This is a genomic window from Jejuibacter sp. L23, from assembly GCF_050815825.1.
Classification (GTDB): Bacteria; Pseudomonadota; Gammaproteobacteria; order Enterobacterales; family Enterobacteriaceae; genus Jejubacter; species Jejubacter calystegiae.
Map to the genome: position 1 here is coordinate 1,031,963 of NZ_CP138199.1, position 24,468 is coordinate 1,056,430.

At 54.5% G+C, this 24,468-nt stretch carries 21 protein-coding genes, 3 tRNA genes and 3 rRNA genes; 14 read left to right on the forward strand and 13 right to left on the reverse strand.

The window, feature by feature from the left end; translation table 11 throughout:
• Window positions 1-132: 132 nt before the first annotated feature.
• Genes SCU88_RS04705 through nlpE form a run of 3 tightly spaced genes read left to right on the forward strand, consistent with a single transcriptional unit; the run spans window position 133 to window position 1,825 of the window.
• Window positions 133-675: a YaeQ family protein gene (locus SCU88_RS04705; RefSeq protein ID WP_175340235.1), complete on the forward strand. Its 543-nt coding sequence runs from the start codon at window positions 133-135 to the stop codon at window positions 673-675.
• The gene (arfB, locus tag SCU88_RS04710; protein WP_138095875.1) at window positions 672-1,094 is read left to right on the forward strand and encodes an alternative ribosome rescue aminoacyl-tRNA hydrolase ArfB; all 423 of its coding nucleotides are present in this window, start codon (window positions 672-674) and stop codon (window positions 1,092-1,094) included. Before SCU88_RS04705 ends, arfB begins: the two co-directional genes overlap by 4 nt.
• 32 nt (window positions 1,095-1,126) lie before the next feature.
• Window positions 1,127-1,825 carry an envelope stress response activation lipoprotein NlpE gene (gene nlpE, locus SCU88_RS04715; RefSeq protein WP_138095876.1) on the forward strand — a complete coding sequence of 233 codons (699 nt, stop codon included), beginning with the start codon at window positions 1,127-1,129 and terminating at the stop codon, window positions 1,823-1,825.
• A 43-nt stretch (window positions 1,826-1,868) separates the two neighbouring features.
• On the opposite strand, the gene SCU88_RS04720 is transcribed toward nlpE, so the two are convergent.
• The 7 genes from SCU88_RS04720 to metN all read right to left on the reverse strand — a co-directional run bounded on the left by SCU88_RS04720 (window position 1,869) and on the right by metN (window position 8,362).
• Window positions 1,869-2,657: a YaeF family permuted papain-like enzyme gene (locus tag SCU88_RS04720; protein WP_175340234.1), complete on the reverse strand. Its 789-nt coding sequence runs from the start codon at window positions 2,655-2,657 to the stop codon at window positions 1,869-1,871.
• A gap of 63 nt (window positions 2,658-2,720) precedes the next feature.
• Entirely contained in the window at window positions 2,721-4,439 is a 1,719-nt protein-coding gene (gene proS / locus SCU88_RS04725; protein WP_175340233.1) for a proline--tRNA ligase, read from the reverse strand.
• 159 nt (window positions 4,440-4,598) lie between these two features.
• A complete protein-coding gene (gene tsaA / locus SCU88_RS04730; protein ID WP_175340232.1) occupies window positions 4,599-5,321 on the reverse strand; it encodes a tRNA (N6-threonylcarbamoyladenosine(37)-N6)-methyltransferase TrmO in 723 nt (240 codons plus the stop codon).
• Window positions 5,318-5,722, reverse strand: coding sequence for an Rcs stress response system protein RcsF (gene rcsF / locus SCU88_RS04735; protein ID WP_138095880.1), 405 nt, complete (start codon window positions 5,720-5,722; stop codon window positions 5,318-5,320). The genes tsaA and rcsF overlap by 4 nt, the downstream gene beginning before the upstream one ends.
• 116 nt (window positions 5,723-5,838) lie before the next feature.
• On the reverse strand, window positions 5,839-6,654 hold the full coding sequence (locus tag SCU88_RS04740) for a MetQ/NlpA family lipoprotein (protein ID WP_138095881.1): 816 nt from the start codon (window positions 6,652-6,654) through the stop codon (window positions 5,839-5,841).
• Between the two features lie 30 nt (window positions 6,655-6,684).
• Window positions 6,685-7,338, reverse strand: coding sequence for a methionine ABC transporter permease MetI (locus tag SCU88_RS04745; RefSeq protein ID WP_138095882.1), 654 nt, complete (start codon window positions 7,336-7,338; stop codon window positions 6,685-6,687).
• Complete coding sequence (metN, locus tag SCU88_RS04750) at window positions 7,331-8,362, reverse strand: methionine ABC transporter ATP-binding protein MetN (RefSeq protein WP_175340231.1); 1,032 nt, start codon at window positions 8,360-8,362, stop codon at window positions 7,331-7,333. Before metN ends, SCU88_RS04745 begins: the two co-directional genes overlap by 8 nt.
• A gap of 185 nt (window positions 8,363-8,547) precedes the next feature.
• Here metN and gmhB point away from each other — a divergent pair, with 185 nt between their 5' ends.
• The 6 genes from gmhB to SCU88_RS04780 all read left to right on the forward strand — a co-directional run bounded on the left by gmhB (window position 8,548) and on the right by SCU88_RS04780 (window position 14,622).
• On the forward strand, window positions 8,548-9,108 hold the full coding sequence (gene gmhB, locus SCU88_RS04755) for a D-glycero-beta-D-manno-heptose 1,7-bisphosphate 7-phosphatase (RefSeq protein WP_175340230.1): 561 nt from the start codon (window positions 8,548-8,550) through the stop codon (window positions 9,106-9,108).
• Window positions 9,109-9,474: 366 nt separating this feature from the next.
• Window positions 9,475-11,016: ribosomal RNA gene (locus SCU88_RS04760) — 16S ribosomal RNA — on the forward strand.
• An 88-nt stretch (window positions 11,017-11,104) separates the two neighbouring features.
• Window positions 11,105-11,179, forward strand: a tRNA-Glu gene (locus SCU88_RS04765).
• Window positions 11,180-11,359: 180 nt separating this feature from the next.
• Window positions 11,360-14,265, forward strand: a 23S ribosomal RNA gene (locus tag SCU88_RS04770).
• A 105-nt stretch (window positions 14,266-14,370) separates the two neighbouring features.
• Window positions 14,371-14,486 (forward strand): 5S ribosomal RNA (gene rrf / locus SCU88_RS04775).
• The 16S, 23S and 5S rRNA genes sit together here with 2 tRNA genes alongside, the layout of an rRNA operon.
• Window positions 14,487-14,545: 59 nt before the next feature.
• Window positions 14,546-14,622: transfer RNA gene (locus tag SCU88_RS04780), tRNA-Asp, on the forward strand.
• A gap of 100 nt (window positions 14,623-14,722) precedes the next feature.
• On the opposite strand, the gene yafC is transcribed toward SCU88_RS04780, so the two are convergent.
• Window positions 14,723-15,628, reverse strand: coding sequence for a DNA-binding transcriptional regulator YafC (gene yafC / locus SCU88_RS04785; protein ID WP_175339312.1), 906 nt, complete (start codon window positions 15,626-15,628; stop codon window positions 14,723-14,725).
• Window positions 15,629-15,827: 199 nt separating this feature from the next.
• Here yafC and SCU88_RS04790 point away from each other — a divergent pair, with 199 nt between their 5' ends.
• Together SCU88_RS04790 and SCU88_RS04795 are read left to right on the forward strand one after the other, a co-directional pair.
• On the forward strand, window positions 15,828-16,631 hold the full coding sequence (locus tag SCU88_RS04790) for an endonuclease/exonuclease/phosphatase family protein (RefSeq protein ID WP_138095886.1): 804 nt from the start codon (window positions 15,828-15,830) through the stop codon (window positions 16,629-16,631).
• Window positions 16,632-16,700: 69 nt separating this feature from the next.
• On the forward strand, window positions 16,701-17,471 hold the full coding sequence (locus tag SCU88_RS04795; RefSeq protein ID WP_175339313.1) for a methyltransferase domain-containing protein: 771 nt from the start codon (window positions 16,701-16,703) through the stop codon (window positions 17,469-17,471).
• Window positions 17,472-17,521: 50 nt separating this feature from the next.
• Here the strand turns inward: SCU88_RS04795 and mltD are convergent, their stop codons facing one another.
• Entirely contained in the window at window positions 17,522-18,922 is a 1,401-nt protein-coding gene (mltD, locus tag SCU88_RS04800; protein ID WP_175339314.1) for a murein transglycosylase D, read from the reverse strand.
• 73 nt (window positions 18,923-18,995) lie between these two features.
• Window positions 18,996-19,751, reverse strand: coding sequence for a hydroxyacylglutathione hydrolase (gloB, locus tag SCU88_RS04805; protein ID WP_175339315.1), 756 nt, complete (start codon window positions 19,749-19,751; stop codon window positions 18,996-18,998).
• A 33-nt stretch (window positions 19,752-19,784) separates the two neighbouring features.
• On the opposite strand from gloB, the gene SCU88_RS04810 reads away from it, so the two are divergent.
• Window positions 19,785-20,555 (forward strand): methyltransferase domain-containing protein, encoded by a 771-nt coding sequence (locus SCU88_RS04810; RefSeq protein WP_175339316.1) that lies wholly within the window; start codon window positions 19,785-19,787, stop codon window positions 20,553-20,555.
• Here the strand turns inward: SCU88_RS04810 and rnhA are convergent.
• Complete coding sequence (gene rnhA, locus SCU88_RS04815; protein ID WP_168198779.1) at window positions 20,503-21,084, reverse strand: ribonuclease HI; 582 nt, start codon at window positions 21,082-21,084, stop codon at window positions 20,503-20,505. The genes SCU88_RS04810 and rnhA overlap by 53 nt on opposite strands.
• On the opposite strand from rnhA, the gene dnaQ reads away from it, so the two are divergent.
• Window positions 21,032-21,769: a DNA polymerase III subunit epsilon gene (gene dnaQ / locus SCU88_RS04820; RefSeq protein ID WP_196240480.1), complete on the forward strand. Its 738-nt coding sequence runs from the start codon at window positions 21,032-21,034 to the stop codon at window positions 21,767-21,769. The genes rnhA and dnaQ overlap by 53 nt on opposite strands.
• A 126-nt stretch (window positions 21,770-21,895) precedes the next feature.
• Window positions 21,896-21,972, forward strand: a tRNA-Asp gene (locus tag SCU88_RS04825).
• Between the two features lie 139 nt (window positions 21,973-22,111).
• On the opposite strand, the gene SCU88_RS04830 is transcribed toward SCU88_RS04825, so the two are convergent.
• Window positions 22,112-23,449, reverse strand: a complete 1,338-nt coding sequence (locus tag SCU88_RS04830) for a cation:dicarboxylate symporter family transporter (RefSeq protein ID WP_175339942.1) — start codon at window positions 23,447-23,449, stop codon at window positions 22,112-22,114.
• Between the two features lie 217 nt (window positions 23,450-23,666).
• A complete protein-coding gene (locus SCU88_RS04835) occupies window positions 23,667-24,392 on the reverse strand; it encodes an amidohydrolase (protein WP_431810149.1) in 726 nt (241 codons plus the stop codon).
• Between the last annotated feature and the right edge of the window lie 76 nt (window positions 24,393-24,468).

Sequence of the window (24,468 nt, forward strand, 5' to 3'; positions counted from 1 at the left end):
ACGAAGATAAACACGCTTTCGCAAGGTGGCGCAATTTACGGCAGCAGGGGCACGAACGGGAAAAATTGGGAGTAACGGCAGAATGTCGAGGCGCTTTTCGCTACAATAATTGCCAGCAAATTTGGGGGCGCTATGGCTTTAAAAGCAACGATTTACAAAGCGGCAGTCAATGTCGCCGATCTCGACCGTAACCGGTTCATGGATACCAGCCTGACGCTTGCCTGCCACCCGTCAGAGACGCAACAGCGCATGATGCTGCGCCTGATGGCATGGATCATGTATGCCGATGAGCGGCTGACCTTTACCCGTGGACTCTGTGCCGACGATGAGCCAGAGCTGTGGTTGCGTAACGATTGCGGCGATATCGATGTATGGATCGAACTGGGCCTGCCGGATGAAAAGCGCCTGAAGAAGGCCTGTAGTCAGGGGGCGCAGGTGGTGCTGTTCGCCTACAATAGCCGTGCTGCCCAGGTGTGGTGGCAGCAGAATCAGACCCGGCTGGCCGGGTATCGCAATCTGGCCATCTGGTATCTGGATGATGAACAGCTTGCGGCTCTGAGTAGCCTGGCGGCGCGCAATATGACGCTGCAGGCGACGCTCACGGAGGGAACTATCTGGCTTTCTGACGCTCAAAACCATCTGGAGTTGAAGCCAGTGTCGTGGCAGCAGCAATGATTGAGATATCCCGACGCGTTATCATTCCCGATGATGAGATTACGCTGAGCGCGATTCGCGCCCAGGGGGCGGGTGGTCAACATGTGAATAAAGCATCAACGGCAGTGCATCTGCGTTTTGATATTGGTGCTTCCAGCCTGCCAGAAGAGTATAAAGCGCGAATGATGGCGGCCAGCCATCATCTGATTACCTCAGAGGGTATCGTGGTGATTAAAGCGCAGGAGTATCGCAGTCAGGAGATGAACCGGGAGGCCGCTATCGCACGGCTGGTGGCGTTGATTCAGGAATTGAACGCGCCCCGTAAAACTCGCAGACCCACTCGGCCGACGCGTGCTTCAAAGCAGCGACGGCTGGCGGCAAAGTCGCAGAAGTCGACGACTAAATCGCTGCGAGGCCGGGTTCGTCGTATGCCGGAGTAATGAAACGCTAAAGTGAATAACAGGATTGGCCGGTGAAAAAGATCATTTTTTCTGCAGTTGCAGTTGGTACGTTGTTGTCGCTATTTGGCTGTAACAACCCTTCCGATAGCGTTCGGATGGCGCCAGAAACCCAGGCCGCCGAACTGAAACCCATGCAGCAGAGCTTCCGTGGCGTGCTGCCCTGTGCCGACTGTGAGGGCATTGAAACCTCGCTGTTCCTGGAAAAGGATGGCACCTGGGTGATGAATGAGCGAGGCATAGGGGCGAAAATGCCTGATGTTTCTGCCTCCTGGGGGTCCTGGGCGCGTACTGCCGATAAACTGGTGCTGACCGATGCCCGGGGCAATAAGCGTTACTTCCGCCCGGACGGTGAGGGGCTGGAGATGCTGGATCAAGAGGGCAATCCCATTGAATCCGCGCTGAACTATCGTCTGGAGTCGGTGCAGACGCAACTGCCCAAAACGCCGATGGCGATGAAGGGCAAATATATGTATATGGCCGATGCAGCCACCTTTACCGACTGCGCGACCGGACGCACCTTCATCTTCGACAACAATATTCAGATGGAGCGGGCTTACAGTCAGGCGCGCGACCAGAGCATGCAGCCGGTGCTGGTGAAGCTGGAAGCGCACTTTACCCTGACGCCGAATCCGGACAGTGGGGAGATGCAGATGACGGTGGTTCCTGACAGCGACGGTCGTTTTGCACCGGGCAAGGATTGTAACGACTGACGCGATGGGCAGGTGGCGATGTCAGCCACCTGCATCTGCTGTTTTAGTGCCACCGCCACGCCATTTTACGCGCTTTAAGGTAAACCCCCTGTTTCAGGTGACCAACGTAATCAAGCGGTCGTTCCGGTGTCATTGATGCGACGTCACCATCACGCATATGCATCAGATCGGCCGGACTCACCCAGCCAGCGGCCATGGTGGTGAGCGGGCGGTCTGCGGCGGCATAGGCGGCTAATACAAATTCGGAACAGAAATAGCTATCCTGCGTGCGGCCATCGGGCGTACTGAGTTGAGCGCTGGCTAATCCCTGAACGCACTGCTGGCGAAATTCGCGGGAAAAGGGGTTCAGAGAACAGAGCTGTCTGGTGAGCATAAAGGGGACCATTTCGACGATCCCGCCGTAATTATAGCGGCTACCGTTTTTGTCGCGGGCAAAGCGGGCGATAGCCTCCGCCTGTGGCTGGGTCAGATCGGGCAGACGCAAAGCAAAAAGCTTATCGCTGTGTTTCAGCACTTCCTGAAGTGGCGCGATCTGTACGCCATCACCGACGGCCTCCGCGACCATGCCGTCGCCAATATAGATGGCGACATGGCTGACCGAAGAGGTACTGAACAGTCGAATCCCCAAAGAAGTCAGACCCAGACTGGAAGAGAACAGAACATCGCCAGTGCGCAACTGTTCAGGTGTGATATCGCGCAAGCTGCTGCCAGGGGCAGAACTCTGGCGCTGTATTTTTATGGCCAGGCGCTGTTTTTCAGGTGAAGGGGAGATATCCAGGGTACAACCAGCAAGCAGCGATATGCATAACAGGGCGGGGATCGTTGGCGCCATCGGACACTCCATTGTCATTGCGAAGATAAAAAAACGCCCCGCGTCCTGCGGGGCGTCAGTAACTTATCCGGTGATTTTTTCCATCAGGAATTCGAGGATATCGTCGGTTTTAATCAACTCTTTCTCGCCAGCGCGACGGTACTTATATTCCACGTCATCGTTGTCCAGATTGCGATCGCCGATAACGACGGCATGCGGAATACCGATAAGTTCCATATCGGCGAACATCACGCCCGGACGCTCTTTACGGTCGTCCAGCAGCACGTCCACGCCACGCGCGCGTAGTTCGCTGTACAGGCGTTCGGCCAGATCCTTCACGCGGAATGACTTGTGCATGTTCATCGGCAGAATGGCGACCTGGAACGGGGCGAGCGCTTCTGGCCAGACGATACCGCGATCGTCATGGTTCTGTTCGATGGAAGCGGCTACCACGCGGGTCACGCCGATACCATAGCAGCCCATGGTCAGCACCTGGTTACGGCCGTCCTCACCCTGAACGTTCGCTTTCATTGCTTCGGAGTACTTGGTACCAAGCTGGAAGATATGGCCTACTTCAATACCGCGACGGATCTGCAGGGTACCTTTGCCGTCCGGGCTGGGGTCGCCTTCCACAACGTTGCGAATGTCAGCGACGTCCGGCAGTGCGACGTCACGCTCCCAGTTGATGCCAAGATAGTGCTTACCATCGATATTGGCGCCAGCAGCGAAGTCGCTCATGGCGGCCACGCTACGGTCAACCACTACCGGCAGCGGCATTTTAACCGGACCCAGTGAACCGGGGCCTGCGTTAATGGCTTCGCGGATCTCTTCTTCCGTTGCGAAGGTCAGGGGCACGGCGACCTGCGGCAGCTTTTCTGCCTTCACTTCGTTCAGGGTGTGATCGCCACGCACCAGCAGGGCGATCAGCGGATAGGCTGAACCTTCTTCCGCTTTCACCAGCAGCGTCTTCACGGTTTTCTCGACGGGCAGATTGAACTGTTCGACCAGATCGGCAATGGTCCTGGTGTTCGGGGTATCGACCAGCTCCATTTCCTGAGTCGGTGCTGCGCGTTCTGCGGCCGGGGCAACGGCTTCGGCCAGTTCAATGTTAGCGGCGAACTCGGAATCGGTAGAAAAGACGATATCGTCCTCGCCGCTCTGGGCCAGCACCTGGAACTCATGGGATGCGCTACCGCCAATCGAGCCGGTATCTGCCTGTACAGCGCGGAAATCCAGTCCCATGCGGGTAAAGATTTTGCTGTAGGCCGTGTACATCGCGTCATAGGTCTCCTGCAGGGAGGCCTGAGTCGTGTGGAAGGAGTAGGCATCCTTCATAATGAACTCACGCGAACGCATCACGCCAAAGCGCGGACGCACTTCGTCACGGAATTTAGTTTGGATCTGGAAGAAGTTGAGCGGCAGTTGCTTATAGGAGCTCAGCTCGTTACGGATCAGATCGGTAATCACTTCTTCATGCGTCGGGCCGAGCACGAACGGGCGATCGCCACGATCGACAAAACGCAGCAGCTCCGGACCATACTGCTCCCAACGACCGCTTTCCTGCCACAGATCGGCTGGCTGGACCACTGGCATGGACACCTCAATGGCACCGGCGTTATTCATCTCTTCACGCACGATGTTTTCGACTTTTTTCAGGACGCGCAGGCCGGTCGGCAGCCAGGTATACAACCCGGAGGCCAGCTTGCGGATCATCCCGGCGCGCAGCATCAGCTGATGGCTGATGACTTCGGCGTCGGCGGGTGTCTCCTTCAGAGTGGAGAGCAGATATTGGCTAGTACGCATGTTTGTAAAGGTTCCATTTGAACGATCTAACGCAGGCCTGAAAAGGGCCCGTTGGAAAAAAGTGGCTTAGTGTACCAGTGTGGCAGAGTTGCCAAAAGAGAGAGAGTGGAAATTCGAATATTTACCGGCCCGTTCCCCCTTTGCGCGGCATTTTCACTGCTATTCGGCGCTTTCTGGCCTGGGCTCCAGGGCAAAGACTTCGGCCCCCTGTTCGGTCACCCGCCATCGTACGTTAAAGTCCAGTAGCCAGACGGCATACTCGCGCCCAGTATCCTCGCTTTTGCGATAGGCCGGACGTGGATCCTGGGCCAGGACTTCGTGAATAAAGCGGGCGAGTTGCGGATAGCGTCGAGCTGCTTGATCCACCAGGCGCTGTACCTCCGGGGTGAAGCTGACGGGCATATCGGCAGGCGGCGCGTCGACAGCATAGCCTGCCTGGGCCTGAGGCAGCGCTTCGGCAAAGGGCAGATAGGGCTTGATATCCACCACCGGCGTACCGTCGACCAGATCCAGACTGCCCAGCTTCAGTATCAGGCGATCGCGCTGGCTCTCAATGCCTTTTAGCTCAACCAGCGACATCCCGATGGGATTCGGGCGAAAGGTGGAGCGGGTGGCGAACACGCCCATACGCGTATTTCCACCCAGCCGCGGCGGCCGTACCGTCGGGCGCCAGCCGCCGTTCATGGTCTGGTGAAAAACGAACAGAATCCACAGGTGGCTGAACCCTTCCAGACCACGTACGGCCTCTGGCTGATGCCAGGGGGGAAGCAGATGAAGTTCGCCGCCGCCGCTTTTTACCAGGCCTGGCTGGCGAGGGACGGCAAACTTCTCTTTATAGGGGGAGCGGATAACGCCAATTTGTTCAAAACTGAACGATGTCATTTGGCATTAACTTTCAGCGCCGAACCGACGCAAACCGCCTGACGGTAACAACCCGGCGCACCGCTGGTGATTTCGCACTTGTGCAGCAGGACCGCGTTGGCCTTCATTTTAGAGGCGTTAATCTGCATGCGCTTACGGGCAGTGGGAATATTCGGCGGTGAGTCCTGATTGCTCATCTGGCAAGAGTCACCGCTGACTTCACCCAGATCCCGGAAGGGTTTACCGACCAGGTCTTCGGCATTGGTGTAAATCTTAACCGGTGCCGCCCGCGGGGTTCTCGGACGCGTAGGCTCCGTTTTCGGCGCTGTTGCTGTGCTTTGGGTGGGTTCGACAGGAGATCTGCTTAGTATGGAGCAGCCACTTAGCATGAGTGCTAATAAACAGATCGGTAAAGCACGCATAATTTTTCCTCAATAGATGAATCGAAACAGACTTTATTGAATCAAGCTCTTGTTAAAATAACAAGACGGGCCTGAGCCCGTCTTTTCATTTTTACCAAAAAAGTGGCAACCGAATATTACCAACCCTTCACGGCACCGCCATTGAAGATTTTATTTGCGGCTTCAGAAACTTCGTCAGACTGGAATGCCTCAACGAATTTCTTCACATTTTCAGCGTCTTTATTGTCTTCACGCGCCACGATCAGGTTCACGTACGGCGAGTCTTTATCTTCCACGAAGATGCCGTCTTTCGCCGGGGTCAGGCCAATCTGGCTGGCGTAGGTGGTGTTGATAATCGCCAGCGCGATACGGGCATCATCCAGCGAACGCGGTAGCTGCGGGGCTTCCAGCTCAAGTAGTTTCAGGTTTTTCGGATTTTCGGTCACGTCCAGCACGGTCGGCATCAGGCCAACGCCGTCTTTCAGTTTGATCAGACCCACTTTCTGCAGCAGCAGCAGGGAACGGCCAAGGTTGGTCGGATCGTTAGGCAGAGCGACCTGAGCGCCAGGCTGTAATTCATCCAGCGATTTAATTTTTTTGGAATAACCGGCGATGGGGTAAACAAAGGTTTTGCCGGCCGGAACCAGCTTATAGCCGCGATCTTTAATCTGCTGATCCAGATAGGGTTTATGCTGGAATGCGTTAACGTCGATATCGCCCTTGCTCAACGCTTCATTAGGCAGGACGTAGTCGTTGAAAGTCACCAGTTCAACGTCCAGACCATATTTCTCTTTCGCGACCTTCTGAGCGACTTCAGACACTTTCTGCTCAGCACCGACGATCACACCGACCTTAATATGGTTCGGATCTTTCTCTTCCTGGCCGCAACCTGCCAGAGCCAGGGCGCCGACCAGGGCGCCAATTGCTGCAACGGTCTTAAATTTGAGAGACATATCTCTTCCTTTCGTAAATGTGATAGTGCGTTATTTGCGTGTTACAGCGCGGACGATGCGATCGCCACCGAACTGGATCAAATAGACCAGAACAACCAGCAGAACCAGTACCGTATTCATGACGGTGGCATCATAACCAATATAGCCGTACTGGTAGCCAATCTGTCCCAGACCGCCGGCGCCCACGGCGCCGCCCATGGCGGAGTAGCCAACCAGGGTGATCAGTGTGATGGTGGCCGCGTTCACCAGGCCCGGCAGCGCTTCCGGCAGCAGAACCTTGCGAATAATTTGCATTGGTGTGGCGCCCATGGCGCGTGAAGCTTCAATCAGGCCCGACGGAATTTCCAGTAGCGCATTTTCCACCATACGGGCGATAAAGGGCGCGGCACCGACGGTGAGCGGCACGATCGCCGCCTGCAGGCCAATAGAGGTTCCGACAATCACGCGGGTAAAGGGAATCATCCACACCAGCAGAATAATAAAGGGGATGGAGCGGAAAATGTTCACCAGCGCCGAGACGACGCGGTACAGATTCGCGTTTTCCATAATCTGGCCCGGGCGGGTGACATAAAGCAGTACGCCGACCGGAAGACCAATCACAAAACCGAAGAAACCGGAGACAAAGGTCATCATCAGGGTTTCCCATACCCCGCGACCCAGAAGCCACATCATTGCTTCAGACATAACCCAGTACCTCCACCTTCACATGATGCTGCGTGAGCCAGTCAATGGCTGCCTTGGTATCTTTCTGTTCGCCGTGCATTTCAGTCAGCATAATGCCGAATTTCACGCCGCCGGCGTAATCCATCTGAGCGCTAATAATGTTGTTGTTAACATTAAAGCGGCGCGCCGTTTCGGAAAGCAGCGGAGCGTTAACCGATTGCCCGGTAAACTCAAGACGCAGCAGGGGAACGGTGTCCGCGCTCGCTTTGTCGCTCAGGCGCTGGGCGTAGTCCTCGGGAATATCCAGATGCAGCGTGGACTGGATAAACTGCTGCGCCAGCGGGGTTTTGGGGTGAGAAAACACTTCGCCCACAGTATCCTGTTCGATCAACTCGCCATCGCTGATCACCGCCACGCAGTCACAAATGCGTTTAACGACGTCCATTTCATGGGTGATCAGCAGAATGGTCAGGCCCAGACGACGGTTGATGTCTTTCAACAGTTCCAGAATCGAGCGAGTGGTGGCTGGATCCAGGGCGCTGGTGGCTTCGTCACACAGCAGAATTTTCGGGTTGCTCGCCAGTGCACGGGCAATAGCTACGCGCTGTTTCTGACCGCCTGACAGGTTGGCCGGGTAAGCATCCTGTTTTTCGCCCAGACCAACCAGTTCAAGCAGCTCCGTTACGCGGCGTTTGATTTCATCGCGCTGAGTATTGTCCAGCTCCAGCGGCAGCGCCACGTTACCGAACACGGTACGTGAAGAGAGCAGGTTAAAGTGCTGGAAGATCATGCCTATCTGACGGCGAGCCCGGGTCAGTTGGGTGGCGTTCATAGCCGTCAGGTCCTGGCCGTCGACCAGAACGGTACCCTGGGTGGGGCGCTCCAGCAGGTTAACGCAGCGGATGAGCGTACTTTTACCTGCACCGGAAGAGCCTATCACCCCATAAATTTGTCCGGCAGGCACATGCAGGCTGACGTCTTTCAGCGCCTGGATGGTGCGATTCCCCTGCTGGAACACTTTGGTGATATTGGAAAGTTTAATCATCAGGTTAGTTATTATCTTATATAAGTAAGCCGTGGCATTTTCTGCTGCCGTGTACGGGGATAGCCGTATTGGAGATGGATGTTAAGGCATCCAGACGTCTAAATCAATCAATGTCTGATTCGCCATTAGCGTTCGGCAGGGATATGATGTGCGCCAGTTATTATCAGCGATCACAGGAGCATTCGGTGACCAAAAACGTCCCCGCCATTTTTCTCGATCGTGACGGCACTATCAATGTCGATCACGGTTATGTACATGAGATAGATCAGTTTCAATTTATCGAGGGCGTCATCGACGCGATGCGCGATCTGAAAGCTATGGGGTATGCGTTGGTGCTGGTCACTAACCAGTCGGGGATTGCGCGCGGCATTTTCAGCGAGGAGCAGTTTGAGCAGCTAACGGAGTGGATGGACTGGTCGCTGGCAGATCGCGGCGTCGATCTCGATGGCATCTATTACTGTCCGCATCATCCGGATGGAAAAGTGGAGGCATTTCGTCAGCAGTGCGACTGCCGCAAACCGCAACCGGGGATGCTGATTTCAGCGCGTGACTTTCTGCATATTGATATGGCCTCTTCTTATATGGTCGGGGATAAGCTGGAAGATATGCAGGCTGCTGCCGCTGCGGGTGTTGGTAATAAAGTACTGGTCCGGACCGGAAAGCCGGTGACGCCGGATGCCGAAGCGGCTGCGGATTGGGTAATTGATTCTCTGGCTGCGCTGCCTGAATTGATCAAAAGAGGCTAAAATCACCTTTATGCGCGAAAACTGAACGGTTGAAAACTTTTTCTGTTTTAGCGCTTGCTATCCCGCGGCGGGTCCCTATAATGCGCCTCCATCGACACGGCGCAGCGGCAACGCAGCGTGGTGATTCGAAGAGAGAAAATCCTGAAAATCAGGGTTGACTCTGAAAGAGGAAAGCGTAATATACGCCACCTCGCGACGGTGAGCTTAACGCCGCGTCGCAACTGCTCTTTAACAATTTATCAGACAATCTGTGTGGGCACTCGAAAGCACTGATATCCTGAACGTCGAAAGACGCTAAATGAATATCAAGTCTCAAGAGTGAACACGTAATTCATTACGAAGTTTAATTCTTTGAGCATCAAACTTTAATTGAAGAGTTTGATCATGGCTCAGATTGAACGCTGGCGGCAGGCCTAACACATGCAAGTCGAGCGGCAGCGGAAGGAAGCTTGCTTCCTTGCCGGCGAGCGGCGGACGGGTGAGTAATGTCTGGGGATCTGCCTGATGGAGGGGGATAACCACTGGAAACGGTGGCTAATACCGCATAATCTCGAAAGAGCAAAGTGGGGGACCTTCGGGCCTCACGCCATCAGATGAACCCAGATGGGATTAGCTAGCAGGTAGGGTAATGGCCTACCTGGGCGACGATCCCTAGCTGGTCTGAGAGGATGACCAGCCACACTGGAACTGAGACACGGTCCAGACTCCTACGGGAGGCAGCAGTGGGGAATATTGCACAATGGGCGCAAGCCTGATGCAGCCATGCCGCGTGTATGAAGAAGGCCTTCGGGTTGTAAAGTACTTTCAGTCAGGAGGAAGGGTGTGAACTTAATACGTTCATGCATTGACGTTACTGACAGAAGAAGCACCGGCTAACTCCGTGCCAGCAGCCGCGGTAATACGGAGGGTGCAAGCGTTAATCGGAATTACTGGGCGTAAAGCGCACGCAGGCGGTTGGTTAAGTCAGATGTGAAATCCCCGGGCTCAACCCGGGAACTGCATTTGAAACTGGCCAGCTGGAGTCTCGTAGAGGGAGGTAGAATTCCAGGTGTAGCGGTGAAATGCGTAGAGATCTGGAGGAATACCGGTGGCGAAGGCGGCCTCCTGGACGAAGACTGACGCTCAGGTGCGAAAGCGTGGGGAGCAAACAGGATTAGATACCCTGGTAGTCCACGCCGTAAACGATGTCGACTTGGAGGCTGTGAGCTTGACTCGTGGCTTCCGGAGCTAACGCGTTAAGTCGACCGCCTGGGGAGTACGGCCGCAAGGTTAAAACTCAAATGAATTGACGGGGGCCCGCACAAGCGGTGGAGCATGTGGTTTAATTCGATGCAACGCGAAGAACCTTACCTGGTCTTGACATCCACGGAAGGTCTCAGAGATGAGACTGTGCCTTCGGGAACCGTGAGACAGGTGCTGCATGGCTGTCGTCAGCTCGTGTTGTGAAATGTTGGGTTAAGTCCCGCAACGAGCGCAACCCTTATCCTTTGTTGCCAGCGATTCGGTCGGGAACTCAAAGGAGACTGCCGGTGATAAACCGGAGGAAGGTGGGGATGACGTCAAGTCATCATGGCCCTTACGACCAGGGCTACACACGTGCTACAATGGCGCATACAAAGAGAAGCGACCTCGCGAGAGCAAGCGGACCTCATAAAGTGCGTCGTAGTCCGGATTGGAGTCTGCAACTCGACTCCATGAAGTCGGAATCGCTAGTAATCGTGAATCAGAATGTCACGGTGAATACGTTCCCGGGCCTTGTACACACCGCCCGTCACACCATGGGAGTGGGTTGCAAAAGAAGTAGGTAGCTTAACCTTCGGGAGGGCGCTTACCACTTTGTGATTCATGACTGGGGTGAAGTCGTAACAAGGTAACCGTAGGGGAACCTGCGGTTGGATCACCTCCTTACCTTTGGATACAGATTTCGCAGTGTCCACACAGATTGTCTGATGAAAGTAAAGAAGCAAGACGGCTACGAAGTCGTGACACTTTTCGTGTCCCCTTCGTCTAGCGGTTAGGACTCCGCCCTTTCACGGCGGCAACAGGGGTTCGAATCCCCTAGGGGACGCCACTTGCTCGGTGACAGGTGAAAGATGTTACCCCCGATATCTCAAAACTGGCTCAGTGAGTCACGTTTGAGATATTTGCTCTTTAACAATCCGGAACAAGCTGAAAATTGATAATCCATAAACGGGAAAACCGTTTAATGGGTCTCTCAAGCTTACAACGCGAAGACATCTTCGGGTTGTGAGGTTAAGCGAATAAGCGTACACGGTGGATGCCCTGGCAGTCAGAGGCGATGAAGGACGTGCTAATCTGCGAAAAGCGTCGGTAAGCTGATATGAGGCGTTATAACCGACGATGTCCGAATGGGGAAACCCAGTGTGATTCGTCACACTATCATTAACTGAATCCATAGGTTAATGAGGCGAACCGGGAGAACTGAAACATCTAAGTACCCCGAGGAAAAGAAATCAACCGAGATTCCCTGAGTAGCGGCGAGCGAACGGGGAAGAGCCCAGAGTCTGAATCAGCGTGTGTGTTAGTGGAACGGTCTGGAAAGTCCGGCGATACAGGGTGACAGCCCCGTACACGAAAATGCACATGCTGTGAGCTCGATGAGTAGGGCGGGACACGTGTTATCCTGTCTGAATATGGGGGGACCATCCTCCAAGGCTAAATACTCCTGACTGACCGATAGTGAACCAGTACCGTGAGGGAAAGGCGAAAAGAACCCCGGCGAGGGGAGTGAAACAGAACCTGAAACCGTGTACGTACAAGCAGTGGGAGCACCCTTTGGGGTGTGACTGCGTACCTTTTGTATAATGGGTCAGCGACTTATATTCTGTAGCAAGGTTAACCGAATAGGGGAGCCGAAGGGAAACCGAGTCTTAACCGGGCGTTAAGTTGCAGGGTATAGACCCGAAACCCGGTGATCTAGCCATGGGCAGGTTGAAGGTTGGGTAACACTAACTGGAGGACCGAACCGACTAATGTTGAAAAATTAGCGGATGACCTGTGGCTGGGGGTGAAAGGCCAATCAAACCGGGAGATAGCTGGTTCTCCCCGAAAGCTATTTAGGTAGCGCCTCGTGAATTCATCTCCGGGGGTAGAGCACTGTTTCGGCTAGGGGGCCATCCCGGCTTACCAACCCGATGCAAACTACGAATACCGGAGAATGTTATCACGGGAGACACACGGCGGGTGCTAACGTCCGTCGTGAAGAGGGAAACAACCCAGACCGCCAGCTAAGGTCCCAAAGTCATGGTTAAGTGGGAAACGATGTGGGAAGGCCCAGACAGCCAGGATGTTGGCTTAGAAGCAGCCATCATTTAAAGAAAGCGTAATAGCTCACTGGTCGAGTCGGCCTGCGCGGAAGATGTAACGGGGCTAAACCATGCACCGAAGCTGCGGCAGCGACACTTAAGTGTTGTTGGGTAGGGGAGCGTTCTGTAAGCCTGCGAAGGTGTACTGTGAGGTATGCTGGAGGTATCAGAAGTGCGAATGCTGACATGAGTAACGATAAAGCGGGTGAAAAGCCCGCTCGCCGGAAGACCAAGGGTTCCTGTCCAACGTTAATCGGGGCAGGGTGAGTCGACCCCTAAGGCGAGGCCGAAAGGCGTAGTCGATGGGAAACGGGTTAATATTCCCGTACTCGGTGTTACTGCGATGGGGGAACGGAGAAGGCTATGTCATCCGGGCGACGGTCGTCCCGGTTTAAGCGTGTAGGCTGACTTTCCAGGCAAATCCGGAGAGTTAAGGCTGAGGCGTGATGACGAGGCACCACGGTGCTGAAGTGACAAATGCCCTGCTTCCAGGAAAAGCCTCTAAGCTTCAGGTAACAACGAATCGTACCCGAAACCGACACAGGTGGTCAGGTAGAGAATACCAAGGCGCTTGAGAGAACCCGGGTGAAGGAACTAGGCAAAATGGTGCCGTAACTTCGGGAGAAGGCACGCTGACATGTAGGTGAAGCCCCTGCGGGTGGAGCTGAAGTCAGTCGAAGATACCAGCTGGCTGCAACTGTTTATTAAAAACACAGCACTCTGCAAACACGAAAGTGGACGTATAGGGTGTGACGCCTGCCCGGTGCCGGAAGGTTAATTGATGGGGTTATGGGTAACCAGAAGCTCCTGATCGAAGCCCCGGTAAACGGCGGCCGTAACTATAACGGTCCTAAGGTAGCGAAATTCCTTGTCGGGTAAGTTCCGACCTGCACGAATGGCGTAATGATGGCCAGGCTGTCTCCACCCGGGACTCAGTGAAATTGAACTCGCTGTGAAGATGCAGTGTACCCGCGGCAAGACGGAAAGACCCCGTGAACCTTTACTATAGCTTGACACTGAACATTGAGCCTTGATGTGTAGGATAGGTGGGAGGCTTTGAAGCGTGGACGCAAGTCTGCGTGGAGCCAACCTTGAAATACCACCCTTTAATGTTTGATGTTCTAACCTGGCGCCATTATCTGGCGTGGGGACAGTGTCTGGTGGGTAGTTTGACTGGGGCGGTCTCCTCCCAAAGAGTAACGGAGGAGCACGAAGGTTGGCTAATCCTGGTCGGACATCAGGAGGTTAGTGCAATGGCATAAGCCAGCTTGACTGCGAGCGTGACGGCGCGAGCAGGTGCGAAAGCAGGTCATAGTGATCCGGTGGTTCTGAATGGAAGGGCCATCGCTCAACGGATAAAAGGTACTCCGGGGATAACAGGCTGATACCGCCCAAGAGTTCATATCGACGGCGGTGTTTGGCACCTCGATGTCGGCTCATCACATCCTGGGGCTGAAGTAGGTCCCAAGGGTATGGCTGTTCGCCATTTAAAGTGGTACGCGAGCTGGGTTTAGAACGTCGTGAGACAGTTCGGTCCCTATCTGCCGTGGGCGCTGGAAGACTGAGGGGGGCTGCTCCTAGTACGAGAGGACCGGAGTGGACGCACCACTGGTGTTCGGGTTGTGATGCCAATTGCATTGCCCGGTAGCTAAGTGCGGAAAAGATAAGTGCTGAAAGCATCTAAGCACGAAACTTGCCCCGAGATGAGTCTTCCCTGAGACCTTTGAGTCTCCTGAAGGGACGTTGAAGACGACGACGTTGATAGGCCGGGTGTGTAAGCGCAGCGATGCGTTGAGCTAACCGGTACTAATGACCCGAGAGGCTTAACCTTACAACGCCAAAGATGTTTTGGTGTGATGTTGAGAGACAGAATCAAATCAGCTTGTGACGGATAAACGCTTATGGCCATGTGTGGCGGTAAGCGGAACAGAATTTGCCTGGCGGCGACAGCGCGGTGGTCCCACCTGACCCCATGCCGAACTCAGAAGTGAAACGCCGTAGCGCCGATGGTAGTGTGGGGTCTCCCCATGCGAGAGTAGGGAACTGCCAGGCATCAAATTAGAAAGTACCGGGGTAATGCCCGGTGGCAGTAGAAAGTAGAAAAATTCGGTGGAGCGGTAGTTCAGTTGGTTAGAATACCTGCCTGTCACGCAGGGGGTCGCGGGTTCGAGTCCCGTCCGTTCCGCCACTTATAGATAGGCCCTGAGCATTTGCTCAGGGCTTTTTCTTATGCGTAATCGCCACACTATTCCAAAAAGTCGGGATCGCCTGGGCGATTTTGTCGTCATTTAGCGTGGCGTCGGCTGAGGCTGAGTCGTATGTTCGCTTAGAAAATCGATAAAGGCCCGGATACGGCTACTGACGGCTTGATCGCTGTAATAAACCGCGCTGAAGGGCATTTCGACCGGTAGCACGGCGTCCCGCAGTAGCTCTACCAGCTGTCCATCAGCTATCTCATTATCCACCATAAAGTCGGACAGGCAGGCGATACCATTGCCCTGCAGACATAGCTGTTTGATGGTTTCCCCACTGCTGGACAACAGGGTGGGCGTCACTTCATAGAGTTGTCCGTCATCCTGGGACAGCGGCCAGTGGTTTAACGTGGCAGGACTGCTAAAGCCGATACAGACATGATCGGCCAGCTCCTGCACGCTCTGGGGCGTTCCGTGCTGCGTCAGATACTCCGGCGAAGCCAGAACCCGTCGGTAGCTGGTAAACAGTGGCCGGGCCCGCAGGCTGGAGTCGCTCAGCACTCCGGCGCGTATGGCGACATCGACCTTGCGCTCAATCAGATTGATAAAAGTTTCCGACGACTCCAGACTCAGGGTGACTTCGGGATAACGTTCACGAAAGGGCTTCACCAGCGGCGCCAGCAGGTGCAGAACCACAGGGGTGGCGGCATCCACCCGCAGCAGCCCCCTGGGGCGCAGGCGCGATTCCAGAAGTTCGTTTTCGGCCGCCGCCATCTCCTGCAAAATATGCTGAGCGCGCCGGAAGTAGCGGCTTCCCTCTTCGGTCAGGCTGAGGTGACGCGTGGTGCGGTTCAGCAGACTCACGCCCAGCTTGGCTTCCAGCTTTTTAACCGAGCGGCTGACGGCGGAGTTGGCCTGGCCTAATTGTTGTGCCGCGCGGCTGAAGCTACCGCTCTCCACCACGGAAACAAAAGTGCACAGCTCTTCAGAGGTCGTTTTCATTATCACTTTCCGGACAGGTGGTTACGGAGGAAAATACCAGCCACGGTATTTAATCACGGTGAATTCATACTGTCATCCCACGGGCTTTGTGTTTCGCTTTCGCCCTTAGAGCGATTGAAAGTGGCCGCTAAAACCCCTATAACAGAAGAAATACCCGTTGTTAAAGCGGGGTAAAGGTTACAGAGGTTATCAACATAACGTGCGAAGAAAAACCTACGCCATGCGCTATGTCGCCGGTCAGCCTGCGGAACGTATTCTGCCGCCGGGCTCCTTCGCGAGCATAGGTCAGGCGCTTCCTCCCGGCGAGCCGCTTCCCGGCGGCGAACGCTTTCGCGTGCTGGTATGGAATATCTATAAACAGCAGCGGGCCGACTGGCTCTCCGTGCTGCAGAACTTCGGTAAAGAGGCGCAACTGGTGTTGTTGCAGGAGGCCCAGACCACGCCTGAACTGGTGCGTTTCGCTACCAGCAACTATCTGGCCGCGGATCAGGTCCCCGCCTTTGTATTACCTCAGCATCCCTCTGGTGTGATGACGCTGTCAGCGGCTCACCCGGTCTACTGCTGTCCGCTGCGCGAGCGAGAGCCGATTCTGCGGCTGGCGAAATCGGCGCTGGTTACGGTCTATCCGCTACCTGATGGGCGTCTGCTGATGGTCGTCAATATTCATGCCGTTAACTTCAGCCTGGGGGTGGATGTCTACAGCAAACAGCTGGGACCCATTGGCGACCAGATTGCTCATCATCAGGGACCCGTGATTATGGGCGGCGATTTTAATGCCTGGAGTCGCCCACGCATGGCGGCCCTGTATCGCTTTGCTCGTGAAATGATGCTGCGAGAAGTACGTTTTACTGATGACCAGCGGCGCCGGGCTTTCGGACGCCCGCTCGACTTCGTCTTTTACCGCGGTCTGAATGTCCATGAAGCCTCTGTGCTGGTAACCCGCGCATCCGATCACAATCCGCTACTCGTCGAATTCACACCCGGCAAACCTGAAAAGCGTTAAGGTTGGTCAGGTCTGCCATGGGGCAGACCAGTGCTGTCCCGTTTTTTACTTAACGATAAGGACAACAATATGACAACCGACACTCATCACGATCGTGTGGATCAGCAGTTTGGCTCACAGGCCAGCGCCTACCTGAACAGCAGCGTACATGCCAGCGGGGGAGATCTCGAACGGTTGGGGAACGTGCTGGCACGTTTTTCTGATGCCCGCCTGCTGGATATGGGCTGTGGTGCTGGCCATGCCAGCTTCGTGGCTGCACAGCATGTCCGGGAGACGGTCGCTTATGACCTGTCGGCACAGATGCTGGAAGTGGTTGCCAGCGCGGCTAGTGAACGCCAACTGGATAGTCTGACCACATGCCAGGGATACGCTGAACGGCTTCCTTTCGATGATGCCAGCTTTGATATTGTGATTAGCCGCTATTCGGCGCATCACTGGCACGATGTGGGACAGGCGTTAAGAGAGGTGCGCCGGGTTCTGAAACCGGGTGGCAGGGTGATTATTATGGATGTGGCGGCGCCGGGTCACCCGGTGCTGGATATCTGGCTGCAAACGGTTGAGGCGCTGCGAGATACTTCCCACGTGTGCGACTATCCCGCCGCTGAGTGGCTGGGCTTTGTCGGCGAAGCGGGGTTGAACGTCGTCAATCTGTCCGCCGATAAACTGGTGCTGGAGTTTTCCTCCTGGATTGCCCGTATGCGTACACCGGCCCCGCTGGCGGAGGCGATTCGGCTGTATCAGCGGAGTGCCTCTACTGATGTTCAGCGCTACTTCAGGTTGCAGGATGATGGCAGCTTTACCAGTGATATCATCTGGATAGAAGCATTGAAGGCCGAATAACAAGTATAAAAAAGCACCCTGAGACGGGTGCTTTTTTGTCTGGCCGGCTATCAGGTATCCGGCGTATCGTCGTTCTTAACAAATAGCGTCAGTTGATCGCCGGGCCGCAGGTTATCGGTATCGTCATTCCAGCGCTCCAGATCTTTGATCTGCACGCCGTGACGTTTCGCGATACTGGAGAGGGAATCTCCTTTACGTACGCGATAGGTAACTCCGCTGTTGCTGCTGCGGTTGCTGGCCAGTTGCGAATCGCCGCTGGCGTCACCCAGGCTCAGTTTCTGACCCGGGCGAATCTGCGCACCGCGCAGGTTGTTCCAGCGCTGCAGATCGCGGGTGCTGACGTTCATCCGCGACGCGATAGTAGAAAGCGTATCGCCTTTACGCACCGTGTAGCTGTCGCCAGCGTTCCCTTGCGCGCCGCTGCTGCGATTTTCCGCCAGCAGACCAGACTGTACCGATTCGAAGTCACTGGCCGCCAGCGACGTTCTCAACTGGCCTGCATGCTTGCGCGGTACCATGACGTACTGCGGGCCACTGCTGCCCAGTCGGGCATTTTTATAACCCGCGTTGTAAGTCTTCATCTGGCTAACGGAGATCCCGGCCATATCGGCCACTTTGCTCAGCGTCATCGGGTTATTGACCTCGACGCGTGCCAGTGCGCGGCTTTCGTCTGCCGTCGGCAAACGTACCCCGTACTGTTTGCTGTTTTTGAAGATCTCACTCAAAGCCAGCATTTTGGGGATATACAGCCTGGTTTCCTGCGGCAGCGGCAGTGACCAGAAGTCAGTCGGCTTACCGCGACGCTTGTTTGCTTTCATTGCATTCAGCACCCGACCTTCACCGCTGTTGTAGGCGGCGACGGTCAGCAACCAGTCACCGTCAAACATGCGGTTCAGGCGCTGCATCATGTTCAGCGCGGCGGTGGTAGAGGCCACCACGTCACGACGACCGTCGTAGGCGCTGGTCTGCTTCAGACCGTAATTACGCCCCGTGCTCGGTATAATCTGCCAGAGGCCTGCGGCGCTTCGGGAAGACGTCGCATGGGGATCAAAAGCACTCTCCACTATGGGCAGTAGTACCAGCTCCATGGGCATATTTCGTTCTTTAATCTGCCCGGCTATCCAGTACATATAGGGCTCGGCCCTGAGTGTTACATCGTGGAGATAGCTCTTATTTTTTAAGTATTTTTGTTTCTGCGCGCGAATCCGGCTGTTCTCCGGAATCCCCATCTTTAGCTCGTTACTTATAAAGGCCCACAGATCTTGATCCTGCGCGAGGAAAGACTGTTCGTCAGTCCATCGCGCAGAGGTCGCTCGACCTGTCAACTTCCCTGCTTCACCTTGACCAGCTGCAGAAAGGCTCTGAGCATGCTGTTGAACGTTGCCGTCGTGCTTTGTACCCTGGCAACCCACCAGCAGAACAGAGGCGAGTAGTATCGCTTTTGCCTTCATGTGTGTGTGTCAACTGTTGCTTAAAAGACGAGCAATCATACAGTCGATAGTAGAGCGGTGCAACCAGGAATAGTCAGAAGTTGTCTTTAGCAGCCCTTAACCATGCAAAAAGTTGCTTTGATTGTTGCAAGTTTGTTTTATTTTTGATTTGTTTAATAAAATCAGAATCTTCTGTTCTAAGGAAAATATTAATTCTGCGCTCAATTTTCAGAGTTGAGGGGAGTGTTTTTTGCTTTGTTACACGTAACTCTTTAACTTTTCTGTAATAGCCGTTTAAATCCACATCTTCAGGAAGGATACTCAACGCGAAGGCCAGATTGCTCTCAGTGTACTCGTGAGCGCAACAAATTAACGTTTGTTCTGGCAGCTGATTAATGCGTTGAAAAGACAGGAACATCTGTTCGGGCGTGCCTTCAAAAAGGCGTCCGCAACCGCCGGAGAATAGGGTGTCGCCACAGAAAAGCCAGGGGGCTGCATACCAGCAGATGTGACCCAGAGTGTGGCCTGGTGTCGCGAAAACGGAAAATTCGAGGCCCAGAATAGCAACGCGATCGCCGTCGATGACTATCCTGTTAGCCCCTTTATCCTGGGTTTCTTGTGGTCCCCAGACTGGCAGGTTCGGATAATTTTCCAGCAGTTTTTTTACGCCGCCAACGTGGTCCTGGTGGTGATGGGTCAGCAAAATCCCTTCGGGATGCCAGTCGTTTTCCTCGATCGCTTTCTGTACCGGCGCGGCATCACCGGGATCCACAATCAGGCATTTTCCCGTTTCGTCGTGAAGAACCCAGATGTAGTTGTCCTGGAAAGCGGGAATACTGGTAAGATTCATAAAATACCTCTCACTGCGTTACGGAAGGTTGTGATGAAACCGGCAAGGATACCTGACACGATCGCTGCGCCTGACCGCTGGGCCGAGCTCCCCTGGGGGGAATATTACCGCGATGCACTGGAGCAGCGCCTTCAGCCATGGCTGGCGAAGATGTTTGGCTTTCATCTTATTAAGGTAGGCAATTTGAGCACTGAGATTGCCACCGATGCCTGCGCCATTTCACACCAGGTTAACCTGGCGTTACAAGGGGAAAACTTGCAGGTGGTGGCCGATCCGTTACATCTGCCGTTTGCGTCGGATTCGGTCGATGCCTGCCTGCTGGCCCATACCCTGTCGTGGTGCCAGGATCCGCATTGGCTGCTGCGAGAGGTGGATCGAATTCTGATCGATGACGGCTGGCTTATCCTTAGCAGCTTTAATCCCATCAGTCTGGTAGGGCTGCGTAAGCTGGTGCCCTTCCAGCGCCGCCGCGTAGCTCCCTGGAACAGCCGAATGTTTCCGCTGGCGCGTCAGCTCGACTGGCTGTCGCTGTTAAACTTCGAGGTGTTGCACCAGGGCTGTTTTCAGGTTCTTCCCTGGTCGCGTCAGGGAGGGAAAATGCTCAGTACCCACCTGCCGGCCTTGGGTTGCTTGCAGCTGATCGTGGCGCGTAAGCGCACCATTCCACTGACGTTTAACCCCATGAAACAACGGCGGGAGAAGACCCAGCTCCGTCCGGCCGTTGGCGCCACCCGACAGTGCCGGGTAACGGTCAGCTCCCGGAACTCTCAGCAAGATAGCCGCCATCCTCGCTCGCGGGATTAGTGGCCGCGTTGCGTGCCAGTTCGTCGCAGCGTTCGTTTTCCGGATGACCTGCATGGCCTTTTACCCACTCCCAGCGCACCTGATGCGGTTTAAGAGCCAGATCCAGCCGTTGCCAGAGATCGACATTTTTCACCGGCTGCTTACTGGCGGTCTTCCAGCCGCGCTTCTTCCAGTTGTGGATCCATGAAGTGATGCCCTGTCGTACGTACTGACTGTCGGTGCTTAGCACCACTTCGCAGGGTTCACGCAGCGCCTCCAGTGCCACAATGGCCGCCATCAACTCCATACGGTTGTTGGTGGTCAGGTGATAACCCGCGCTAAAGGTTTTTTCATGCTGCTTATAGCGTAGAATGGCGCCATAACCGCCGGGGCCGGGGTTGCCCAGGCAGGAGCCGTCGGTGAAAATTTCTACCTGTTTACCCATCTCTGGTAGACTTCCTGTGTTGAAAACGCCAAGTCTGACATAAATGAGCGCCATGAGCACGAATACCGGTATAGCAAGACAGATCGTACTCGATACCGAAACCACGGGTATGAACCAGATCGGTGCCCATTATGAGGGGCACTGCATTATTGAGATCGGGGCCGTTGAGGTTATCAACCGCCGCCTGACGGGCAATAATTTCCACGTCTACATTAAGCCGGACCGGCTGGTGGATCCTGAAGCCTTTATGGTTCACGGTATCGCTGATGAGTTTCTGATGAGCCAGCCGACTTTTGCCGAGGTGGCGGACGACTTTATCGACTATATTCGCGGCGCCGAGCTTATCATCCATAACGCATCGTTCGATATCGGCTTTATGGACTACGAGTTTGGGAAGCTCAAGCGCGGAATCCCCAAAACCAATACCTTCTGTGAGGTTACCGACAGCCTGGCGCTGGCGCGTAAGATGTTTCCCGGCAAGCGTAATAGCCTGGATGCGCTCTGTTCCCGCTACGAAATAGATAACACCAAACGTACCCTGCACGGGGCATTGCTCGACTCCCAAATTCTGGCCGATGTCTGGCTGGCGATGACCGGTGGGCAAACGTCAATGACCTTCGCTATGGAAGGGGAGTCTCAACAGGAACAGGGGAGCGAAACTGTTCAGCGCGTTGTACGACGCGCTCAGGCTCTACGAGTGATTGCCGCCAGCGATGAGGAGCTGATGAACCACGAATCGCGTCTCGATCTGGTGGAAAAGAAGGGCGGAAGCTGCCTCTGGCGCGCCTGATTTTGCACGAAAAAAAGGCGCTCAGGCGATTTTTGCGCCAACCGATTCAAAAGTTGAAAAAAAGCCGTTGACGCCCCCAGCCGCAATCCGTAATATTCGCCTCGCTCCCCGGTGAGGGAGCAATGCGGAGCGGTAGTTCAGTTGGTTAGAATACCTGCCTGTCACGCAGGGGGTCGCGGGTTCGAGTCCCGTCCGTTCCGCCACGAATTCAAATGCCCTGAATCAGCAATGATTCAGGGTTTTTTCGTTTTGGCTATTCAGCCGGAAAATGGGCCGTGCCGTCTTTGCTGTAGCGGGAGGGGCAATCTCCCGCATAGCGATTCGCGCTAAATTGAAGCGCAGTCAGGAAATGGTCTGTTGTTCTGGCGCAGAGACTTTTTCTTTCAGTAGCCGGTTCGCCAGCACGCCAGAGATCATCGAACCATTCACGTTTAGCGCGGTTCTCGCCATATCGACCACGGGTTCAATTGCGATAAATACGCCCACCAGCGCCACGGGAAAATTCAGGGTCGACAGCACGATCAGCGCGGCAAAGGTACCACCACCGCCCACGCCTGCCACGCCGATTGAGCCCAGCGCAATCGCCGGGAGCAATGCAGCCAGAAAGTGTAAAGAGAGTGGGTCGATACCGATGGTAGGCGCGATCATGGCAACCATCACTGCCGGATAAATTCCCGCACAGCCGTTCTGTCCCATACTGGAGCCAAACGAGGCGCTGATATTCGCGATAGCGCCCGGTATGCCTAACTTTTCCTGAGCGCTAATCGCCAGAGGAATAGAGGCAGCGCTACTACGGGATACAAAGGCAAACGTCAGGGCGGGCCAGACGGTTTTAAAATAGTGGACCGGATTATTGCCCGTCAAGGCTACAATCAACGCATGGATCACAAACATCATCAGCACGGCCAGATAACAGGCGCCGATAAATCCTAACAGACTGGTAAACTGCTCTATGCGGTAAGTCGAAAAGACTTTGGCCATTAGCGCCATCACGCCATAAGGCGTTAGCGCAATGACTATTCTGACCATTTTCATCACCCAGACCTGAAGCGCATTAATACCAGCGCTCAGTTTCACTCCTTCTTCCGGCGCTTCTTTTTTAACGGCTAATAGCGCAACTCCTGCCAGAAGCGTAAAAATAACGATCCCAATGACCGAAACATTTCTTGCGCCGCTAAGATCGAGAAACAGGTTAGTTGGAATCAGAGACGTGATAAGTTCGGGTAGTGAAATTGCAGTGGTTTTTGCCACATCGTTTTGGGTAAGTGAAGTCTGAATATCGTTAAAGGATTCGGCGTTAAGACCCAGAGTATGGGCGGTAAGCAGACCTGTTAAACCGGCGACCATCACCAAAAGCAGCATGCAGCCAACGATTGTTAACGAGATGCGCCCGAGTCCGATGCCGCTTTCCAGTTTATTAATTGCCGAGAGGACTGAAATGAAAATTAATGGAACAGCGACTAATTTTAACAGATTAATGTAGCCATTCCCGACCACCGAATACCATTCAATGACCGTTTTACTGGTATCTCTGGCGATAAAGTGAAGTGATAAACCGATAAGCGAGCCGAGAAATAGTGCGATAAAAACGCTTTTTGATAATGATGTGCTTTTTCTGTCTACTTTAAAAATAACAACGCAGAAAACAAAGAAAACAATTAAATAAAGGAATGCTAACATACTTAAAACCTCTTGCCTCATTCAGCACCTGAAATGCCGGAAAGAGTGTCTGTAAACAAAGCTATCCTGATATATGCCGATAGCGCCGCGGCGATTATATACCTCAAATAAAAGACTGGCTAAGAGTGTGGTTGTTTTTTTCGTCTTCAGATAACGCGATATGATGTCGAATATCATATTCTGATAAAGCGGGCCATGCCGACGCCCGCCTGATCCATTAGTCCAACCGGAAATCATCGGCGTCCCGCCATGCCGGAAACGCCTCCCGGTAATTATCCAGCGCTTCCAGAGATAGTCGGGCTTCCAGGCAACAGGCCTGATGGGGGTCGGCGCTGGCCAGAAGTTCGCCCTGGGGGTCGATAATGCGGCTGTCGCCCCGGTAGTGCAGGCCGTTACCGTCGGTGCCGACCCGATTGCAGCCCGCTACATAGGCCTGGTTTTCAATAGCGCGGGCCGTCAGCAGCGCCTGCCAGTGGTGCGAGCGCGGCGCCGGCCAGTTAGCGACAAACAGCGCCAGATCATAATCATTGCGATTTCGCGACCAGACCGGGAAACGCAGGTCGTAGCAAATCTGAGGCAGAATTCTCCAACCGCGCCACTCGACAACCTTACGTTCGCTACCTGACTGATAGTGATGGTGTTCCTGCGCCATGCGAAACAGATGGCGCTTATCGTAACGGTGGACGATACCGTCAGGCTGCACCAGCAGAAAGCGATTTACGGCGCCTGCCTCGCTGCGGATAGCGGCGCTGCCTGCGACCAGCGCGTTGCACTGGCGGGCTTTGTCTTGCAACCACGTAATAACCTCTTCTTCCGGCATCGATTGCTGCGCCGCTTCCATGGCGAACCCCGTGGTAAACATTTCGGGTAACAGGATCAGGTCACTGTCCGTTATCTGCTCCAGCAGTGGATCGAAATGGCGCAGATTGGCAGCACCATCCATCCAGGCCAGAGGCTGCTGTAACAGTGAAATTTTCAAAAAAGACACGGTCGGACTCTCCAGAAACGGTTTACGCTCA

What these genes read in the sequence shown, in the direction of transcription:
- metN (WP_175340231.1), bottom strand. Translation starts at nt 8,362, where the DNA reads ATGATTAAACTTTCCAATATCACCAAAGTGTTCCAGCAGGGGAATCGC.
- arfB (WP_138095875.1), top strand. Translation starts at nt 672, where the DNA reads ATGATTGAGATATCCCGACGCGTTATCATTCCCGATGATGAGATTACG.
- SCU88_RS04795 (WP_175339313.1), top strand. Translation starts at nt 16,701, where the DNA reads ATGACAACCGACACTCATCACGATCGTGTGGATCAGCAGTTTGGCTCA.
- SCU88_RS04835 (WP_431810149.1), bottom strand. Translation starts at nt 24,392, where the DNA reads ATGGATGGTGCTGCCAATCTGCGCCATTTCGATCCACTGCTGGAGCAG.
- SCU88_RS04720 (WP_175340234.1), bottom strand. Translation starts at nt 2,657, where the DNA reads ATGGCGCCAACGATCCCCGCCCTGTTATGCATATCGCTGCTTGCTGGT.
- tsaA (WP_175340232.1), bottom strand. Translation starts at nt 5,321, where the DNA reads ATGACATCGTTCAGTTTTGAACAAATTGGCGTTATCCGCTCCCCCTAT.
- proS (WP_175340233.1), bottom strand. Translation starts at nt 4,439, where the DNA reads ATGCGTACTAGCCAATATCTGCTCTCCACTCTGAAGGAGACACCCGCC.
- rcsF (WP_138095880.1), bottom strand. Translation starts at nt 5,722, where the DNA reads ATGCGTGCTTTACCGATCTGTTTATTAGCACTCATGCTAAGTGGCTGC.
- SCU88_RS04745 (WP_138095882.1), bottom strand. Translation starts at nt 7,338, where the DNA reads ATGTCTGAAGCAATGATGTGGCTTCTGGGTCGCGGGGTATGGGAAACC.
- mltD (WP_175339314.1), bottom strand. Translation starts at nt 18,922, where the DNA reads ATGAAGGCAAAAGCGATACTACTCGCCTCTGTTCTGCTGGTGGGTTGC.
- SCU88_RS04810 (WP_175339316.1), top strand. Translation starts at nt 19,785, where the DNA reads ATGAAACCGGCAAGGATACCTGACACGATCGCTGCGCCTGACCGCTGG.
- gloB (WP_175339315.1), bottom strand. Translation starts at nt 19,751, where the DNA reads ATGAATCTTACCAGTATTCCCGCTTTCCAGGACAACTACATCTGGGTT.
- yafC (WP_175339312.1), bottom strand. Translation starts at nt 15,628, where the DNA reads ATGAAAACGACCTCTGAAGAGCTGTGCACTTTTGTTTCCGTGGTGGAG.
- SCU88_RS04740 (WP_138095881.1), bottom strand. Translation starts at nt 6,654, where the DNA reads ATGTCTCTCAAATTTAAGACCGTTGCAGCAATTGGCGCCCTGGTCGGC.
- SCU88_RS04830 (WP_175339942.1), bottom strand. Translation starts at nt 23,449, where the DNA reads ATGTTAGCATTCCTTTATTTAATTGTTTTCTTTGTTTTCTGCGTTGTT.
- dnaQ (WP_196240480.1), top strand. Translation starts at nt 21,032, where the DNA reads ATGAGCACGAATACCGGTATAGCAAGACAGATCGTACTCGATACCGAA.
- SCU88_RS04705 (WP_175340235.1), top strand. Translation starts at nt 133, where the DNA reads ATGGCTTTAAAAGCAACGATTTACAAAGCGGCAGTCAATGTCGCCGAT.